The following is an 18124-nucleotide window of genomic DNA, read 5'->3' on the forward strand; positions in this document are numbered from 1 at the left end:
CTTTTGTCCCTCTGGGCGTCACCGTACGCTTACGCCATGACCACTGAAGGGCCGGGCGGACCGGACGGACCGGGCGGGCCGGGCGGCCAAGGGCTCCACTCCCACGTACTGGACACGCTCGGCCTGGCGATCACGGCGGGGGAGCACCCACCCGGCAGCGTGCTGCGCACCGACGAGATCGCCGAACGCTTCGGGGCCTCGCGGACCGTGGTCCGCGAGGTGGTCCGCGTCCTGGAATCGATGCAGCTGGTCGAGTCCCGCCGCCGGGTCGGCGTCACCGTCCGCCCCACCGAGGAGTGGAACGTCTACGACCCGCGCGTCATCCGCTGGCGCCTCGCCGGCGCGGACCGCCCGCGGCAGCTGCGCTCCCTCACCGTGCTGCGCTCGGCCATCGAACCGGTCGCGGCCGGACTCGCGGCGGTCCGCGCCACCCCGGAGCAGTGCGCCGATCTCACCGAGGCGGCCCTGGGCATGGTCCGCACCTCACGCGGCCACCAGCTCGACGGGTACCTCCGCCACGACATCGACTTCCACCGGATCGTGCTCAACGCCTCCGGCAACGAGATGTTCGCGCGGCTCGGCGATGTCGTCGCCGAGGTCCTGACCGGGCGCACCCGGCACGCGGTGATGTTCCACGACCCCGACCCGGCGGCCGTCACCCTGCACGTGCGGGTGGCCGAGGCCGTACGGGAGGGGGACGCGGCCGCCGCGGAGGCGCTGACGCGCCAGATCGCGGTCGGCGCGCTGGAGGAACTGGACGTGCTCGCACCGTAGGGTGCCGGTCCGGTCCGGATGGTGGCGACCCGGCGGCAAGGCCGGTGAGCGACGATCAAGCTGTTGTCAGCCGCTGGTTCTAAGGTCGGCCCCATGACATCAGACCTGGTCCAGGACTCATGGACTCGCATAGACGCGTGGCTGCGCGAGCACGCGCCCCGCACGTTCGCCACGCTCCGGCCGCCTGCAGGCGGCGAGGAGATCGCAGCGGCGCAACAGGAACTGGGGGTCACCTTTCCTCCGGACCTGGTCGCTTCACTCCTCCGGCACAACGGGGCGCTGGAGGGACCTGAGGCCTTCCGCTTCAGCACGGGCGACCGGCTGCTCGGAGTGAGCGGAATCCTCGGGGACACCGGGTTCATGCGGGGCATCGACCAGGGCCTCGACGGGGAGACCGAGGGCTACTGGCTTCACGATTACGTGAAGTTCGGTTCTTACGACGTGACGTCGGACGGTCTTCTGATGGATTGCCGTACCGGGCGGAACTCCTTCGGTGCGATCGGACGGTTCTTCGACGAGACGGGCACCAGTTTCGGGCAGGCCGACTCGCTGGGTGAGTATCTGGCCGAACTGGCCGGCACGCTTGAGCGCGGCCAGGACGCCGGTGTCGTCACCTTCAACGGCCGGCTGTTCTGGGAGGCGCGTCCGCCTGCCAGGCCGCAGTACGGTGCCGACGAGCCCCTTCCCGCACCGGATGAGCAGCTGCCGGAGCTGGACCTGTCCTACGGTCCCACCGACCTCCTCCATGTGAGCCGCCTGGACGGGCATGAGGAACTCGGTGCGTTGATCGCAGTCCTGCCGTATGAGCAGGTGGTCGACGCCGCGCGGAAGCAGCTGCGCAGACTGGCGGTCGAAACGGGTCTGAACGACTACCCGGAGGTCAAGACAGCCCTGGACGCGTGGGAGTGCGGTGCGGCACTGCCGCAGCCTGGCCAGACCGGCCCGCTCGCCCTGCGACTCCGCGCGGTGCTCGCACAGGCCGACACCGGCCGAGACCACACGCGCAGGTGGGCCGCGGAGAAGATAGCCCTCGGGATCTGGGGGTCCCCGTACAGGTCCGTGTGCGAGAGCGCGGAGATCCGGAGTCACTTCACTCTCGACTGGCGTGCGGATCTCCATGCGGACCTGGGCAATCAGCCCCTGCCACTGATACCTGACGACCGATTCTGGGGGGCGCTGCGCAACCCCGCCATCGACTCCAGTTGGTACGCGGCCCAGTACAGCCAAGATCAGGACTGACCCCAGGGGTTTCGGTTCCGCGTGAGCGCTTCATGTGCACGTTCACTCCGTGGCGCCGGTGCTTCACGGCCGTCACCCGATCGGTGGCCAACCTGAAGAAGCTCAGTGAAGGCGGGCGCCGAAGGAAACCTCCTAGTCGGAGTAGCCCTTCTGCCCCTCCGCTGGGGTGTATCCGGTGGCTGAGCCGTGGTACGTGGACGTGACCTGGTTCTTGCGGGAGGGGTCCCTGGGGACGCCGGTGATGATGAAGGAGGAGACTGCGTTGTCGAACCCGTCGGTCAGGTTGTACCGATCCCCTCCGACTCCGTCGCGCCGAGGGGCAATGGTCGTCTTGTCGCCGGAGAATCCCGCAGCCGTGAAGAGGGTGATGCCCCACCCCTTGGCGATGGAGAGGCTGGAGATCGCATCGTTGCCGATCTGCCTCGCGACGTCGGCCATGTCGTGCCGGCCGCCGCCAAACCCTGCGTGCTTGCCCTGGCAGTTCCGATCGGTGAAGACATACACCCCGCTGGTGGGGCTGAGGATGTCCTCTGCGGCGGGCTTCGGCCAAGGCACGGTCGATACCTGGAGGTCCAAGACGAGTTGCATGAAATCGGCGAGGTCCTTGTTGCGGGTCGCTCTGTCCGTCAGACCCATCATGCCCTCGTGAAAGGTTCCCCTCTTGTCCCAGAGGGTCATCACGAGTTGGGCAAAGTCCTGGTCACTGAGGGATTCATCGGCGATGAGTGCGGCGATGAGCTCGTCGGCGAGAGCCTTGTCGCCCATGAGCCGGTCTGCGAAGGCCTTGTCCTCGAGAGCCTTGTCGACGAAGGTCGTGTCCTTTTTGTTCATGGGGCAGAAGCTACTGGCCTGTTCCGCGCGGCTTTCGCTCTGACACCCGGAACACGGTCGAGTTGATGACGCTCTTCGCCCACCTGGGCCGACGGCATCCAAGTCGATCTCCTCGCCGCCGAGCGCCTGGCCGCCCTGCCCAGACGATCGGAAAGGGACGGCCTAGTCGCGCACCCGGGCGTTCGCCGGGGGATGCGCGCCGGAGCCGACCGCGCCGTCCGTGCCGACGGGGCCGTCCGCTCCCAGGCCCGCGAGCAGGCGCAGTCCGTCCTCGGCGGGGCTGCCGGGGGCCGCGGACAGCACCAGCAGCTCCATGCCCGATTCGCCCGGCAGCGCGAAGTTCTCCTGGTGCAGTTCCAGCAGCCCGACCAGCGGGTGCCGGTACGCCTTGCGTCCGTGGGTGCGGGCCCGCACGTCCGCGCGGGCCCACAGCCGGCGGAAGCGCTCGCTGCCCATGGCCAGTTCGCCGATCAGCGAGGCCAGGCCGGGGTCCTCGGGGTACTGGCCGGCGGCCAGCCGCAGGTGCCCGACCACGTCGAGGGTGCAGTGCTCCCACTCCGCGTAGAGGCCGTGCTCGCCTTCCTCCAGGAAGAGGTGCCGGGCGATGTTCAAGCCCGGCACCGGACGGCCGAAGAGGAGCCCGGCGAGGCCGTTCCCGGCGAGCACGTTCAGGCGGTGGTCCATGATCAGCGCGGGTGCGCCGGCGACGAGGTCGAGGACGCGCAGCACCTCCGGGCGGATCCTCCCGCCCGGCGCCTTCGCCCGGCGGCGGCGCTGCCGCGCGAGCCGGTAGAGGTGCTCCCGCTCGGTCTCGTCGAGGCCGAGGACGCGGGCGAGCGCGTCGAGGACCTGCTCGGAGGGCTGGGTCGCGCGGCCCTGCTCCAGGCGCACGTAGTAGTCGACGCTGACACCCGACAGGTGAGCGACCTCTTCGCGGCGCAGGCCTTCGACCCGGCGGCGGCTGTCGGTGGGTATGCCGACGGCCGCCGGGTCGACCCGTGCGCGCCGGGTCCGCAGGAAGCCCGCAAGATCGTCCATGGGCCCAGTATGGCCGCGGCGGCGTCCGCGAGGGTGGCCCTGCCGGTACCAGGAAGTCCGGTCCGACGGAAGGCGCGCCCCTGAACAGCGGGCGCCGCGGAGCCCAGGATCAAGGCATCCGATCCCGAGGAGTTCCCGTGAAGACGCTGATCGTCCACGCCCACCCCGAGCCGAAGTCGCTCAACAGCTCGCTGAAGGACCTGGCGGTGTCCACCTTGGAGGGCGCCGGGCACGAGGTGCGGGTGAGCGATCTCTACGCCATGAACTGGAAGGCGGTCGTGGACGCCGAGGACTACGGCCCGCACGCATCGAGCCCGCTGAAGGTCGCCCTGGACTCGGGCAGGGCCTTCGATGCCGGGGCGCTCACCCGGGACGTGCTCGCCGAGCAGGAGAACCTGCTGTGGGCCGACACGATCATCTTCCAGTTCCCGCTGTGGTGGTACTCGATGCCCGCGATCCTCAAGGGCTGGGTGGACCGGGTGTTCACCTACCGCTTCGCGTACGGAGTCGGCGAGCACAGTGACACCAAGTACGGGGAGCGCTTCGGCCAAGGCACCCTCGCGGGCCGCAGGGCCCTGCTGTCGGTGACCGCCGGCGGCCCGGAGTCGCACTACGCGGCGCGCGGGATCAACGGCCCCATCGACGACCTGCTGTTCCCCATCCACCACGGGATCCTCTACTACCCCGGCATCGAGCCGCTGCCGCCGTTCGTGCTGTACGGCACCGACCGGATGAGCGGCGAGGACTACGCGGACGTGGCCAAGGCATGGGTGGAACGCCTGCTCACCCTCGAGTCGACCGAGCCCATCGCCTTCCGGCGGCAGAACTTCGGCGATTACGAGATCCCCTCGCTGCAGCTGAAGGAGGGGCTGGAGCCCGTGGGGCGCGGGGGCTTCGGGCTGCACGTGCGGTGACCGCCGGCCGCGGGGGACCGGACGGGCAGGCCCGGCCGGCCGGGGTGGCGGTACGGGTGCCCCCGCCGTCCGGCGTACGGGTACCGCGTGTCGTTGGACCAACTCGTTGACGCTGCGGCGGCATGAGCGTTTTTGATCTTCGTCGGACCCCCTTCCGGGAGATGCTCCCCCTCGCTTCGGCCGGAGCAGACGACCATTTCCGTGCGGCGAAGGGGTACTCGCATGTCTTCCACAGCAAGAACCGGACGAAGGGCCCGGCTGGCCGGCGGCCTGGTACTGCCGATGGCCGTGGCACTGGGCGGATTCACGGTCCCGGCGGTGGCCTCCGGCGGTGATGTGGTGGCCTCCGGCGGTGGTGCGCTGGCCCCCGGCGGTGGTGTGGTGTCGGCCGTCGAGGGTGGTGCGCCGCCTTCGGGTGGTGGCGCGGCCCCGGCGGAGGGTGCGGTGAACGCTCCGCAGTCGCTGCGGGCCGTCGGTGCCCCGGGGGCGGGCCCCGGCGGGCCCGACGCCAACTGTGCGCGGCAGCGCGCCGAGGCGGTCCCCGAGGGCGGGCACCCCTGCCCGGCTCCGGCCGGGGCGCAAGGTCCACGGGGGCCGAAGGGTGCGAAGGGCGAGAAGGGCGGCTCCGGACCCAAGGGCGATGCGGGCCCGCCGGGTCCCAGGGGCGAGCCGGGCGGGAAGGGGAACACGGGCGCCAAGGGCGATGCCGGGCCTCCCGGGCTCAAGGGGGAACCGGGCGAGAAGGGGAACGCCGGGCCCAAGGGTGATGCGGGGCTGCCGGGGGCCCGCGGAGAGCAGGGCGAGAAGGGGAACGCCGGGCCCAAGGGTGATGCGGGGCTGCCGGGGGCCCGCGGAGAGCAGGGCGAGAAGGGGCCCGCCGGACCCAAGGGTGATGCCGGGCTGCCGGGGGCCCGCGGGGAGCAGGGTGAGAAGGGGGTCGCCGGGCCCAAGGGGGACCGGGGGGCCGTCGGGCGGAAGGGGGATCCGGGCCCCAAGGGGGACGTCGGGCGGAACGGAGACGTCGGGGCGGCCGGGCCGCAAGGGCAGCAGGGGCCCGCGGGTCCGGCCGGGCCGGCGGGCACGCAGGGGCTGCCCGGGCTTCCCGGCACCGCGGGCCCGCAGGGGTTCGCGGGACCGCCCGGGCGGCAGGGCGCCCCGGGCCCGACCGGAGCCACCGGGCCGCTCGGCCCACTGGGCCCGGCGGGGCCGCAGGGGGTGCCCGGCCCGTTCGGGCCCTGCGCCTCGGTGGACAACCAGATGCCCAACAACTCCGAGGAGTTCGCGCTCGTCCTCAAGGACGGCAAGACCTACCTCGGCCGCCGCACCCGCGATATGGCGGGCCAGTGGGGCGACTTCAGCTGGACCGACCTCACCGTGGCACCGGTCACCGGCTACCCCGCCGACGTCTGCACGGTGGCCCTGGCCATCAACGGCAACGACGTGAAGGTCAAGGCCATCACCAAGACGGGCACGCTTTACCACACCCACTGCGGGACCAACGGGCGTGCCGTCACCTGCGACGCACCCTGGGCGCCCGTGCATCCACAGCCCGGAACGGTCCCGCCCCCGCCTCCGGCGCCCTGATCCGGGACCCCGTCCCGGAGTGACCGTCCCGGAGTGACCGCCTTCAGGCACCCGTCCCGTGCGCCACACTGGGCGGGTGCTGGGACATGGCGACGGGTACGAGGCCGCGGGCTCCGCCTCCTTCGTGGGGCGGACCGGTGAACTGGCCCTGCTCGAACGGGCTTTGCGTGAGGATCGGCTGATCACCCTGACCGGGCCGGGCGGCGTCGGCAAGACCCGCCTGGCCCGCCGCGCGGCCGGCCTCGCGGGGGCATCAGGTACGGCCGAAGGCACCGGCGCGACGGAGCCCGCCGACGCCAACGCCGACGCCCCCTCCGGCCCCTTCCCCGACGGGGTCCACTGGGCCGATCTCTCCCCGCTGCCCGACGGGCGGCTGCTGGTGGCCACCGTGGCCGACGCGCTGGACCTCGCCGACCACACCGCGCGCACCCCGGCCGCAGCGGTGCGGCAATGGATCGGCGGGCGCCGGCTGCTCCTCGTACTGGACTGCTGCGAGCACCTGGTGACCGCCGTACGGAGCCTCGTACGGGAGCTGCTCGACGCGGCCCCGCACCTCGTCCTGCTCGTCACCAGCAGGCAGCCGCTCGGGCTCGCGGAGGAACGGGTCCTGGACATCGGCCCGTTGCCGCATGCCATCGACCCGTTCGGCGCCGAGGAGGCCCTCGCCCTGTTCACCCGGCGGGCCGCCGCTGCCGCCCCCGGGCAGGCGCCGCCCTGGACCGAGGCCCGGCTCGCGGCCGCCCGCTCCGTGTGCGCCCGTCTCGAAGGGATCCCCCTCGCGCTGGAACTGGCCGCCGCGCAGTTGACCGACCACACCATCGAGGAGCTGGCCGTACGGCTGGCCCGCAGGATCGGCCCGCTGTCCGCACCCCGCCCCGCACCCGGCCACGCATTCGGCCCCGCCCCCGTTCGGCCGCCGCGCCACCGCGCGCTGCGCACCGCCATCGGCTGGAGCCACGAGTGGTGCGCACCGCGCGAACGGCTGCTCTGGCTCCGGCTGTCCGTGTTCGGCGGAGCCTTCGATCTGGCGGCCGCACGCGCGGTCTGCTCCGCAGACCCGCTCACGGAGACGGACGTCCCCCCGCTGCTCGACGCCCTGGTCGCCAAGTCCGTCGTACGCCGGGGCGCGGACGGCTCGTACCGGATGCTGGACACGATCCGGGAGTACGGGGCCATGTGGCGCGACGGGGCGGGGGAGCGCGAGGCGCTGCGGGAGGCCCACGCCGCGTACTTCACCGAGCTCGTGCGCGCCGCCGAGCGGGACTGGCTCGGTCCCGCCCAGCGGATCGGGTACCGGCGCGTCGAGGCGGTGCACGGAGACCTGTGCGCGGCCCTCGACCACTACCTGGCCACCGCCCCGGAGCGGGCCCTGGACCTGGCCGCCCGGGCCGGCTTCTACTGGGCCTGCTGCGGCCACCTGCACGCCGCGCGCGGCTATCTGGAGCGGGCGCTGGCCGCCGCGCGGCCCGAGGAGGTGGCCCCGCGGATCCGGGTGCGCGCCCTGTGGGCCCTCGGGGTGACCCTGCTGCTCCAGGGCGAACAGGAGCAGGCCCACCGGATCGCCGTCGGCTGCGAGGCGCTGGCCGCGGGGCTCGACGAGGGGCCGGAGGGGGATGCGGGCCCGGCGCTGGACGCCGCGTACCTGCTGGGCCTGAGCCACCTGCTGGCCGGGCGGCCGCTGGCGGCGCGGATCGTCTCCGACAACGCCCTGGAGGCCTTTCCCGGCGCGCCCTTCGACTCGGGGCCCCGGATCCGCTGCCACCTCGTACGGGTCTTCGCGCTCACCGGCACGGGCCTGTTCACCGACGCCCGGGACGAGGCGGAACTGCTGCGCGCCGGCTGCACCGAGCGGGGCGAACACTGGACCCGCGCCTACGCCGACTACCAACTGGCCCTGATCTGCCTCTTCGAGGGCCGCCCCGCCGAGTCCGCCGTCCACGCCCGCGCCATGCTGGAGAGCAAGCGCGAGCTGGGCGACAGCTTCGGGACGGCCCTGGGCCTCGACCTGCTCGCCGCGGCCCGCGCGGCGACCGGAGACGGGGCCGGCGCGGCGCGCGCGTACGGCACCGGCCACGCCTACTGGCAGGCCGTCGGCCACCCGCAGCGCGGCACTCCCGAACTGGCCTCCGTGCGCGAGGAGTTCGAGCGCACGGCGCGCGGAGCGCTCGGCGACCAGGCGTACGAGGCGGCCTTCCGCGAGGGCCTGCGGCACGGCCATGTCCTGCGCACCCGGCCCCGTCCGTACGAGAGTTGAGCCCGGCCCCTTGCGGGGTCGCGGGTTCAGGCGAAGTTCGCCGTGATGCGCTGGAGCGGGACGAGCTTGAAGTTCTGGTTGCCGCTCGTGCCCGGGGCGCCGTTGGAGCCGTCCTGGCAGATGAAGACGCCCTGCGGGAAGGCCGGGCCGAGGTTGGCCGCCGAGGCGTCGATGCCGTCGGTGTCCTCGCAGTCGTCGGCCGCGGTGCCGCCCACGACGGAGAAGCGGCCCAGGTAGGCGTGGGTGGTGCGGTCGTAGACCGTGAAGTCGTTGCTGCCCTGGGAGGAGACGTAGATCCGGTTGCCGGCCGCGGTGATGCCCTCGGTGTCGGCGGTGATGTGGCCGGCGGAGCCGGTGGAGTCGAGCTTCGTGCGGGTGGTTCCGGCGGTGGGCTCGGCGCCGTAGATCCAGACGCCGACGTCCTCCTCGCCGAGGTAGAGCTTGCCGGTGGTGTCGTCGGCGTAGCAGCCCTCGACGGCGGAGCCCGCGTCCCACAGGCGCACGGAGGTCGCGGTCACCGAGTCGCCGCTGACCGCGAGCTCCCACTGCTCGACGCGCCCGGAGGTGGAGTTGGGGAAGGCGTACAGCTTCCCGGAGGCCGGGGAGGTGTAGAGGCAGATGCCGTGGGCGGTGACCTCGGTGGGCACGTCCTTCAGCCGCTTGAGCTGCCGGGTCGCGGGGTCGATGCGGTAGACGTGCATCGCGCCGTTGCCGCCTGCGGCCTCGTCGTCGGCGGTGACGACGATGTTGCCGCGCAGGTCGACGTTGTTGCCGTAGTCGCCGCTGATCCGCTGGATCCGGGCACCGGTCATGTCGTAGACCTCCAGCGCGCCCTTCTTGTCGGTGCCCACGACGACGGACTTGGCGGGATCCGTGGGGTGGACCCAGATCGCCGGGTCGTCGGCGGCGTCGCCGCCGTGCGAGACGGGGGCGGTCTCCACCGTCGCGGTGACGGAGAAGGAGGCCGCCTGCGCGGGCGCGGCCGGGATGGCCAGGGCGGCCAGGACGGCGGCGGGGAGCACTGCTCGACGGGCGGAGACGGTGAAGGACACCGGATTCCCTTCAGGTTGAGGGGGGAGGACAGAGGGAGGCTAGGCAGGCCGGGGAAGCCCGGCGTGAACGGCACCTGAACCGGGGGCGGCGAACCCCGGACCGTCCACGCAGCCGTCCCCCTCAGCCCGTCGAGGCCGTGCGCGGGGTGGTCTGCTGGACCGCCCAGCCGTTGCCGTCGGGGTCGGAGAAGTAGACGAAGGAGCCCCAGGGCATGTCTTCGATCTCCGTCACCTCGATGCCCCGGCCCTTGAGGTCGGCGAAGGCCTCCTCGATGTCCGCGACCACGACCTGCATGTTGTCCAGTGAACCCGGTGTCATCCGGGTCAGGCCCTTGCCGATGGCGATCGAACAGGCCGAGCCGGGCGGGGTCAGCTGGACGAAGCGGATCTCCTCGCTGACCGTGATGTCGTGGTCGGCGTGGAAGCCGATGCGTTCGTAGAAGGCCTTGGCCCGGTCGATGTCGGTGACCGGTACGGCGACCAGTTCCAGCTTGATGTCCATCGGCTTCTCCTGACTCCGGTGTCTCCGTGCTTCCGGGGGCCGGGTTCGGCCGCCCCGTTGGCCATCATCCGCCGGAGACCGCCGCCGCGCCGCCCGGGACGGCCTGCGCCGCCGGCGTGTCCCCGTCCGGGCCGGCCGCCGCGAACTGGGTGCGGTACAGCTCCTCGTACCGTCCGCCCACCGCCAGCAGCTCGGCGTGGGTGCCGCGTTCCACGATCCGGCCGTCCTCCACCACCAGGATCAGGTCGGCCGCCTGCACCGTCGACAGCCGGTGCGCGATCACCACGGCGGTCCGGCCCGACAGGGCCTCGGCCAGGGCCTCCTGGACGGCCGCCTCCGAGGTGGAGTCCAGATGGGCGGTGGCCTCGTCCAGGATCACCACCCGCTGGCCGGCCAGCAGCAGCCGGGCGATGGTCAGCCGCTGGCGCTCCCCGCCCGAGAGCCGGTAGCCGCGCTCGCCGACGACCGTGTCCAGCCCGTCCGGCAGCGAGGCCACGAGCCCGTCGAGACGGGACCGGCGCAGGGCCTCCCAGATCTCGTCCTCGCCCGCCTCCGGGCGGGCCAGCAGCAGGTTGGCCCGTACCGACTCGTGGAAGAGGTGGCCGTCCTGCGTGACCATGCCCAGCGTCGCGCGCAGGGAGTCCGCGGTGAGGTCCCGTACGTCGATCCCGCCGACGCGGACCGCGCCCTCGTCCGTGTCGTACAGCCGGGGCAGCAGCTGCGCGATCGTCGACTTGCCGGCGCCCGAGGAGCCGACCAGGGCGATCATCTGCCCGGGCTCGGCGCGGAAGGACACCTCGTGCAGCACCTCGGTGCCGCCCCGCGCGTCGAGGGTCGCGACCTCCTCCAGGGAGGCGAGGGACACCTTGTCGGGGGAGGGGTAGCCGAAGGAGACCTTGTCGAACTCGACCGCCACCGGCCCCTCGGGCACCCGGCGGGCGTCCGGCTTCTCGGAGATCAGCGGCTTCAGGTCGAGGATCTCGAAGACCCGCTCGAAGCTGACCATCGCGCTCATCACCTCCACCCGCGCCCCGGCGAGCGCGGTCAGCGGCGCGTACAGCCGGGTCAGGAGCAGGGCGAGGGCGACCACCGAGCCCGCGTCCAGGGTGCCGGCCAGTGCGTAGTGGCCGCCGAGCCCGTACACGAGCGCCAGGGCCAGCGCGGAGACCAGGGTGAGGGCGGTGATGAAGGCCGACTGGGCCATCGCCGTCCGGATCCCGATGTCACGCACCCGGGCGGCGCGCGCCGCGAACTCGGCCGACTCCTCGTCGGGCCGTCCGAACAGTTTGACGAGCGTGGCGCCCGGCGCCGAGAAGCGCTCGGTCATCTGCGTGCCCATCGAGGCGTTGAGCGCCGAAGCCTCCCGCTGCAGGGCCGCCATCCGCACGCCCATCCGGCGGGCGGGCAGCACGAACACCGGCAGGAGCACGAGGGCCAGCAAGGTGATCTGCCAGGAGATCCCCAGCATCACGGTCAGCGTCAGCAGCAGCGTCACGGTGTTGGACACCACCCCCGACAGGGTGTTGCTGAACGCCCGCTGCGCACCGATCACGTCGTTGTTGAGCCGGCTGACCAGCGCCCCGGTGCGGGTCCGGGTGAAGAACGCCACCGGCATCCGCTGCACGTGGTCGAAGACCGCCGTCCGCAGATCCAGGATCAGCCCCTCACCGAGGGTGGACGACAGCCGGCGCAGGACCAGCCCCAGGCCCGCCTCCGCGACCGCGATCAGCGCGATGAGCAGGGCGAGGCGGGTGACCGTACCGCCTTCGCGTCCTTCGACGATCGCGGTGACCACGCGGCTCGCGAGCACCGGGGTGGCGACCGCGAGCAGCGCGGTCACCACGCTGAGCAGCAGGAAGAACGTCAGCCCGCGCCGGTGCGGGCGGGCGAAGGCGGCGATCCGGCGCAGCCCGGCCCGCGAGAGCGGCCGCCGGTCCTGCTGGGCGTTGATCGCGCTGTGGAGCGAGGTCCAGGCGGTGACTTCCATATCCATGAGCCGAACCGTATGACCTCAACCAAACTTGAGGTCAAGGGGCGCAGGGAGCGGGTCCCTGCGCCGCCGGAGGAGGAGGTCCCGTACGCGAACTGTCGTGCGCGTCACTTCCTGTAGTACGAGCCGAACAGGTCGATGATCAGGTCGGTCGGCTCCCAGCCGCGGTTCCAGAAGTCGACGATGTCGTTGTTGCCGGTGCCCGCCTGGACCAGGTTCGCGACGGTCGTGGCCTTCGTCCAGTTCAGGACGGAGGTGTTCGGCGGGGTGGGGCGCTTCGCCGTGCCGTTGAGGTAGTCGTCCTTGGTGTTCGGGTCGGGGGCCACCGTGAGGTGACCGGCGCTCCCCGTGTTGGTCACCGTGGTGTTCAGGACGAGGGCTTCGAGCCCGCTCTCGATCCACCGGATCTCTTCGTGGTAGTCCAGGGCTTTGAGGGGCCAGCCGTAGGTCCGGGTGTCCTCCAGGCGCTCGGGCTTCCCCGGCAGGTAGGCGGCCTTGCCGTCGGCGCCGTAGTAGCCGGTGACGTCCACGATCACGCCGGAGTAGCCGAAGGAGGCGTGGCGGATGCTGATCCTGCCGTCCGGTCCGACCGGGACGATCACGGCGTTGGCGACGGTCTGCCCGGCGGTGAAGTTCACGCTGGAGGTGGACGGAGCCTGCCCGCCGCCCGGGAAGACGGTGAGGTGGCCGGCCTGGTCCGGGTTGACCACGGTGACGTTGAGGGACACGGCCGTCACGCCGGTGGCCGGCAGCCCGGCCGCTCCGGTGACCTGGACGCCGAAGGTCTTCTGGGGACCGGGCGCGACCGTGGACGCACCCAGCCCCTGGCGGGTGTCGACGAGCCGGGTCGGCTCCACGGAGGTGAAGCCGTCGGCGGCGGTCCGGCTGAAGTAGCCCGTCACGTCGGCGATCAGGTCCACCGAGCCCAGGCTGCGGTTGGCCAGCTCCACGTACCCGTCCTCGCCGACCGGCACGATCGCCAGGTTCGGTACGGTCTGGCCCTTCACGAAGTTGACGTTCGAGGTCTCCGGCCGCTTCGTGCCGGAGGCGTACGCGATGACGTGCCCGGCCGTCGCGGCGTTGGTCACCGTGATGTTGAGGGCCACGGCGGTCACCCCGGCCGGGATGGAACCGCTGCCGGCGATCTTCACGCGGGTCGTGCCGTTGGCTCCGACGGGGCGGCCGCCGGGGGTCCCGGTACCGGTCCCGTCACGGGTGTCCAGCAGTCGGGTGGGGGCGTGCGGGGTGAACTCGGAGCCCTCCACCACCATCTCCTTGGTGGTGACGGCGGTCTCGCCGCCCGGGCCCGTCGCCTTGATCGTGATCGTGTGGGCACCGGCGTGGGCGTAGGTGTGATCGGCGTACACGAGGTCGGCGACCAGGCCGAACTCCGTGGCGACGATGCCGTCGCCCCAGTCGATGTCGTAGCGGACGACGCCGTACGGCAGGTCCGTGCTGACGCCGGTGGCCAGCCCTGCGGAGAGCGCACCCCTGGTGGACGCGCCCATGGACACGTCGAAGTACGGGTTTTCCTGGGCGCGCGCCGCCGGGCCGGACGCGGACGAGGCGCGGGCCTTCGCGGCCGCGGTCTTCGCCGCTATCTCCTGCGCGGCGGCCTTCCCGGCCGCTTCCTTCGCGGCGGCGATCCCGTCCGACGGGCCCTTCGCGGCCGGCGCGGGCGTAGGCGTCGGCTTCGCGGAAGCAGCGCCGGCCGACGGCGCGGCCTGGGCGGTGACGGGTACGAAGCCGACGGTCGCCGCGACGACGGCGGCGGAGATCATGACACGGTGACGGAACACCGGCCCCCCAAATCTGAACTGTTCACCATTGCAAAAGGTCATGATCAGATTACCTGCTCGCAGGTGCGGGTCGTTCCGCCGGTCCCCGTCAGTCGAGGCAGAAGATGTTGTCCTCGGGATCGTTCATCACGATGATCCCTTCGTTCTCCTCGTCGGACTCCAGGCGGTACAGCCGCTTCGCGCCCAGCTTCTCCAGCCTGGCGGCCTCCACCTCCAGTACGGCCATGCGCTCGTCCCCCTTCAAGCCGGGTGCCGAGCGCACGTCCAGGTGCAGGCGGTTCTTCGCCTCCGTCCTGGCCTCCGGGACCCTCTGGAAGTACAGCCGCGGTCCCTTGCCGTCCGGATCCGAGATGGCCGCCCAGTCGGCGGAGCCCCCCGTCGGCTGGACGCGGTAGCCCAGCGCCTGGGCCCAGAACTCCGCCTGCGCGCCCGGATCGGCGCAGTCGTACGCGACCTGGATTTCCTTGGCCATGTGGCCTCCGACCATTCGAAACCTGTCCACCGGTACCAGTTGGCACCAGCGCAGGACGATAGTGGATCAACCGTCGCTCGTACGAGGGATTTTCGCAGCCCTCGTCCGTGTCGGTGCCCGGTGCCAGAATCGGCCCATGACGCAGGGATCAGAGCCCTTCACGCACTCCGGCCGACACACCGGCGACACCGTTCTCTCCCGCTTCGAACGCTGGGCCCGCGACACCCCGGGAGCCCCGGCCGTGGCCGCGGGCGCCGAGAGCCTCACCTACGGACAACTCGACGCACGCGCCAACCAGTCGGCCCGCCACCTGCTCGACTGCGGGCTGCCCGAACGGGCCGTCGTCGCCGTGTGCTCCGCCCCGCGGGCCGAGCTCGTCGTCCTCCTCCTCGGCATCCTCAAGGCCGGCGCCGCCTACACCGTCATCGACGTCGAGAACCCGCGCACCGGGCAGCGCCAGCTCGCCGCAGCCCGCCCCTTCGCGCTGCTCGCCGACGCCGCGGACCAGGCCCGCCTCGACGACGGCGGGGACCTGCGGGTGATCCGCACCGGCGGGCAGCACGCGGTCGCCACCGCCGGGCTGTCCACCGACACGCCGGACCGGGCACCGCGGGGGGACACGGCCGCCGTGCTGTTCACCGGGGGTACGGACCGGCGGGCCGTCCCGCTCTCCCACGAACGGTTCCTCGCCGCCCACGAAGGGTGGGCCCGCGTTGCGGGGCCGGTACCCGAGGACCGGCACCTGATCACCGCCGCCCCGGACCTCACCGGCTTCGCCGCGGGATGGACGCGGGCCCTGTGCGAGGGCGGCGCCCTCGTCCTGCCCGAAGGCCCGCGCTGGACCCCGGAGTCGCTGCGCCGCGCCGTCGACGCCGAGCGGGTCACCGTCCTGCACACCGACCCGGGCGCCGCCACCCAGCTCCTCCTGCGGGACGGGGAGGCCTCCCTGTCGCGGACCTTGCACCGCCCCGACGAGGGGCTGCGGTCCCTGCGCATGGTCACGGTCGCCGGCGACCGCCTCTACCTCGACGAGCAGGCCGCCCTGCTCGCCCGGCTGCGGCCCGGCGCCCGGCTGCTCAACGTCTACGGACCCACCGAAGCGGCCGGCATCGGCGCCCGCTTCGAACTCCCGCAGCTCGCGGCCCCCTTGGACGGGGCCGAGGAACTCTCGCTCATCGGAACCGCCTTCCCCGGCTGCCGACTGGACGTACGGGACGGGGAGATCCACCTCACCGTGCCCGGTGGCGGCGAACCGATCCCGACCGGGGACCTCGGAGTGCTGCGCCCCGACGGACTGCTGGCGTTCCGCGGCCGGATCCGCGACCGGCTCACGGTGGACGGCAAGGCCCTCGACCCGCATCCCGTCGAGGCCGCGATCCGCAGCCACGAAGCGGTCGGCTCCGCACTCCTGGCCGAGGTCAAGGGCGCCGGTACGGGCGTCAACGCGCGGCCGGTGCTCGTCGCCTTCCTCGCCCCGGCCGCGGAGAACGACACCTGGCCCCCGGGCTCCGACCTCCCCGACAGCGGGGAGCTCCGGCGCCACCTGGCGGGCAGGCTCCCGGGGGCCATGATGCCGGGCGCCGTGTTCCGGCTGCGCAGGATCCCCCGGGACAGGGCCGGCCGCGAGCAGCGCGGCGCGCTCCCGCTGCCGCCGGGACGGACCGGGGGCGAGCACAGCGGGGGCGGGAGCAAGTACGGCGGCAAGTACGCCGGAGGGGACTCGGGGCCCAATATCGCCGGATGGGCCGGCCTCATCTTCTTCATCGCGGTCGGGCTGGTCATGGTGGCGGGATTCACCATGATCCTGACCATGATCTTCTGGCCCGGTTCCACGAACCTCGTCGGCGTTCCGAACCCGTACGCGACGCTCTTCTTCCTCCTCTACATGTGCGAATGCTGGGCGTTCGCGGCCGGTGTGTGGTTCCTGTTCGCCGGCCGGTCCCGGATGCGCCGCCACGGGCGCCGCGGCCCCCGCATCACCGCAGCCGCCCATCTGGCGATCGTCTACCTGCTGGCCGCCTGGTGGCCGCAGGACAACTTCTACCGGCTCGCGGCCAAGCAGGACTGGCCCCAACAGGCCGCGCTCGTCTACGCCTTCAACATCCCGCTGATGATCTGCGCCGGGATCGTGGCGGTCTACGTCTCCCGTCCGCCGCTCAGCGTCTTCGACGAGGACCGGGACCCGGCGGCGGTAGCGGCATCGGCATCGGCATCGGCATCGGTTCCGGCGCAGGCGTCGGCATCGGACCGGGACGGGGCCCGGACCGTCGATCCGGCCGGCTGAGCCCCGTCGGCCTGCTCGAACATCGCCCCGACCGACAGCGCTTCCGCCCGCACCACACGCTCGGCCGCGTCCAGCAGTTCCCTGCCGGTCGCGGCCACCAGGGCGCCCATCCAGGGCGCCGGTTCGAAGGCTCCGGTGGGGATGGCGGGGAGGAACACCGCGCCCATCGCGGCGCACCGGCTGGACAGCCGCTCGCACAGTTCGCCGAAGGCCGCCTCCGGCAGCCGGGCTCCCAGCTCCACCCGGTCGGCGATCCGTACGAAGTGCCCCGCGCCCCGCAGTTCGTCGAGCCGGGCCGCCACCACGAAGGCGACGGACGGCCCGGTCAGGCGCAGGTTCGTCTCCGTCGGGGCGAGCCGACCCGCACCGTCGGCGACGAAGTCCACGTCGAACCAGCCCCGGTAGCCCGCCGCCGACAGCTCCGTGCCCACCGCCCGGCCGAAGGCCAGCAGGGGTTCCTCCGCCCATCCGGGGACCACCCCCGGCCCCACCGTGGCTCCGCGGTACCCGCCGTCCGCCACGTCCATCACCGCCCCGCCGACCTCGTGGACCCGGCCCCCCGCGTCCACGAACCCGTCGTACGTGAGGTCGCGCGGCTCGGCCGGATCCGCCGGACCGCGTACGTACTCCTCCACCAGCAGCGGCCCGCGCGGCAGCGCCCGGACCACCGCCCGGGCCCCGCCCGCGGCACGGACCCGCTCGGGGGTCAGCACCGTGGTGCCCGAGCCGCCGACGCCGTGCTCCGATTTGAGAACGGTGCTCTCGCCCGCCCTGGTCCGGGACGCCAGCAGCCGCACCGCGGCCCACCGGGTGGCCGCCCGCCATTGCGCGGGCAGCGTGATCGCGGGGTGCCCGCCCTCCGCGAGGATCCGCCCGAACAGTCCGTGCGCCGCAGACTTCGACTCGTACCGCAGCACGTCCGGCCCCCAGGGCCGCCGCGCCAGCCGCGCGAAGGGGGCGGTCAGGCCCCACGGTACGAGGGGCGCCCCGGTCCCGGTCAGCCGCGCGGCCAGCGCCGGCCGGGCCCGTACGGCCTGCGACAGGCCCGGATCCCGCTCGGCGAGCCCGTCGTACACCTCCATACCGGCGGGCCAGTCCAGTTGGCGCCCGAGCAGGGAGATCCAGCCCGGCGGCACCGGGCGCGGCAGCACCAGCGCGGCCGGCAGCGGACTGTAGAAGGCGGCCAGGCAGGCGTAGTGGTGGGCGGCCCGCTGCTCCCGGTCCAGGGAGGCGTCCGCGAACTGTGCGTTGTACTCGGCGACGTTGCCCACGTGCACGGCCGCCCCGCCGCCCGTCCAGGCCCGCGCCCAGCCGGCCAGCGGCACGGGCGCCACCTCGAACCGCACCAGCCGGCCGGTGGCGTCCGGATCAGCTCCCGGCCCCGCTTCCGA

The 18124-nt window shown here is 72.8% G+C and carries 13 protein-coding genes; 6 read left to right on the forward strand and 7 right to left on the reverse strand.

What is annotated here, in order from left to right:
- Positions 1-36 precede the first annotated feature (36 nt).
- Complete coding sequence (locus ACFRU2_RS02035; RefSeq protein WP_382966646.1) at positions 37-774, forward strand: FadR/GntR family transcriptional regulator; 738 nt, start codon at positions 37-39, stop codon at positions 772-774.
- A gap of 93 nt (positions 775-867) precedes the next feature.
- A complete protein-coding gene (locus ACFRU2_RS02040) occupies positions 868-2013 on the forward strand; it encodes an SMI1/KNR4 family protein (protein WP_382966647.1) in 1146 nt (381 codons plus the stop codon).
- 132 nt (positions 2014-2145) lie between these two features.
- Here ACFRU2_RS02040 and ACFRU2_RS02045 read toward each other — a convergent pair whose 3' ends face one another.
- Positions 2146-2844, reverse strand: coding sequence for a hypothetical protein (locus ACFRU2_RS02045; RefSeq protein WP_382966648.1), 699 nt, complete (start codon positions 2842-2844; stop codon positions 2146-2148).
- A 162-nt stretch (positions 2845-3006) separates the two neighbouring features.
- Positions 3007-3882: a helix-turn-helix transcriptional regulator gene (locus ACFRU2_RS02050; protein ID WP_382966649.1), complete on the reverse strand. Its 876-nt coding sequence runs from the start codon at positions 3880-3882 to the stop codon at positions 3007-3009.
- A gap of 137 nt (positions 3883-4019) precedes the next feature.
- Here ACFRU2_RS02050 and ACFRU2_RS02055 point away from each other — a divergent pair, with 137 nt between their 5' ends.
- The 3 genes from ACFRU2_RS02055 (at position 4020) to ACFRU2_RS02065 (ending at position 8634) form a co-directional block, all read left to right on the forward strand.
- Entirely contained in the window at positions 4020-4796 is a 777-nt protein-coding gene (locus ACFRU2_RS02055) for an NAD(P)H-dependent oxidoreductase (RefSeq protein ID WP_382966650.1), read from the forward strand.
- 222 nt (positions 4797-5018) lie between these two features.
- Positions 5019-6380: a hypothetical protein gene (locus ACFRU2_RS02060; protein ID WP_382966651.1), complete on the forward strand. Its 1362-nt coding sequence runs from the start codon at positions 5019-5021 to the stop codon at positions 6378-6380.
- Between the two features lie 76 nt (positions 6381-6456).
- The gene (locus ACFRU2_RS02065; protein ID WP_382966652.1) at positions 6457-8634 is read left to right on the forward strand and encodes an ATP-binding protein; all 2178 of its coding nucleotides are present in this window, start codon (positions 6457-6459) and stop codon (positions 8632-8634) included.
- Positions 8635-8660: 26 nt separating this feature from the next.
- On the opposite strand, the gene ACFRU2_RS02070 is transcribed toward ACFRU2_RS02065, so the two are convergent.
- The 5 genes from ACFRU2_RS02070 to ACFRU2_RS02090 all read right to left on the reverse strand — a co-directional run bounded on the left by ACFRU2_RS02070 (position 8661) and on the right by ACFRU2_RS02090 (position 14449).
- Entirely contained in the window at positions 8661-9686 is a 1026-nt protein-coding gene (locus ACFRU2_RS02070) for a phytase (protein ID WP_382966653.1), read from the reverse strand.
- A 121-nt stretch (positions 9687-9807) separates the two neighbouring features.
- Positions 9808-10188, reverse strand: a complete 381-nt coding sequence (locus ACFRU2_RS02075; protein ID WP_267040513.1) for a VOC family protein — start codon at positions 10186-10188, stop codon at positions 9808-9810.
- 64 nt (positions 10189-10252) lie between these two features.
- Positions 10253-12181, reverse strand: a complete 1929-nt coding sequence (locus ACFRU2_RS02080) for an ABC transporter ATP-binding protein (RefSeq protein ID WP_382966654.1) — start codon at positions 12179-12181, stop codon at positions 10253-10255.
- 104 nt (positions 12182-12285) lie between these two features.
- Entirely contained in the window at positions 12286-13977 is a 1692-nt protein-coding gene (locus tag ACFRU2_RS02085) for a hypothetical protein (RefSeq protein ID WP_382966655.1), read from the reverse strand.
- Between the two features lie 88 nt (positions 13978-14065).
- Entirely contained in the window at positions 14066-14449 is a 384-nt protein-coding gene (locus ACFRU2_RS02090; protein ID WP_382966656.1) for a VOC family protein, read from the reverse strand.
- Between the two features lie 136 nt (positions 14450-14585).
- On the opposite strand from ACFRU2_RS02090, the gene ACFRU2_RS02095 reads away from it, so the two are divergent.
- Positions 14586-16733: an AMP-binding protein gene (locus tag ACFRU2_RS02095; RefSeq protein WP_382966657.1), complete on the forward strand. Its 2148-nt coding sequence runs from the start codon at positions 14586-14588 to the stop codon at positions 16731-16733.
- The last annotated feature ends 1391 nt before the right edge of the window (positions 16734-18124 follow it).

The sequence above is a fragment of the Streptomyces sp. NPDC056883 genome (assembly GCF_042788835.1).
Classification (GTDB): Bacteria; Actinomycetota; Actinomycetes; order Streptomycetales; family Streptomycetaceae; genus Streptomyces; species Streptomyces stoeckheimensis.

Excerpts from the sequence above, each read along its gene's own strand:
- ACFRU2_RS02035 (WP_382966646.1), top strand. The coding sequence starts at position 37 with ATGACCACTGAAGGGCCGGGCGGACCGGACGGACCGGGCGGGCCGGGC.
- ACFRU2_RS02040 (WP_382966647.1), top strand. The coding sequence starts at position 868 with ATGACATCAGACCTGGTCCAGGACTCATGGACTCGCATAGACGCGTGG.
- ACFRU2_RS02045 (WP_382966648.1), bottom strand. The coding sequence starts at position 2,844 with ATGAACAAAAAGGACACGACCTTCGTCGACAAGGCTCTCGAGGACAAG.
- ACFRU2_RS02050 (WP_382966649.1), bottom strand. The coding sequence starts at position 3,882 with ATGGACGATCTTGCGGGCTTCCTGCGGACCCGGCGCGCACGGGTCGAC.
- ACFRU2_RS02060 (WP_382966651.1), top strand. The coding sequence starts at position 5,019 with ATGTCTTCCACAGCAAGAACCGGACGAAGGGCCCGGCTGGCCGGCGGC.
- ACFRU2_RS02075 (WP_267040513.1), bottom strand. The coding sequence starts at position 10,188 with ATGGACATCAAGCTGGAACTGGTCGCCGTACCGGTCACCGACATCGAC.
- ACFRU2_RS02080 (WP_382966654.1), bottom strand. The coding sequence starts at position 12,181 with ATGGATATGGAAGTCACCGCCTGGACCTCGCTCCACAGCGCGATCAAC.
- ACFRU2_RS02090 (WP_382966656.1), bottom strand. The coding sequence starts at position 14,449 with ATGGCCAAGGAAATCCAGGTCGCGTACGACTGCGCCGATCCGGGCGCG.
- ACFRU2_RS02095 (WP_382966657.1), top strand. The coding sequence starts at position 14,586 with ATGACGCAGGGATCAGAGCCCTTCACGCACTCCGGCCGACACACCGGC.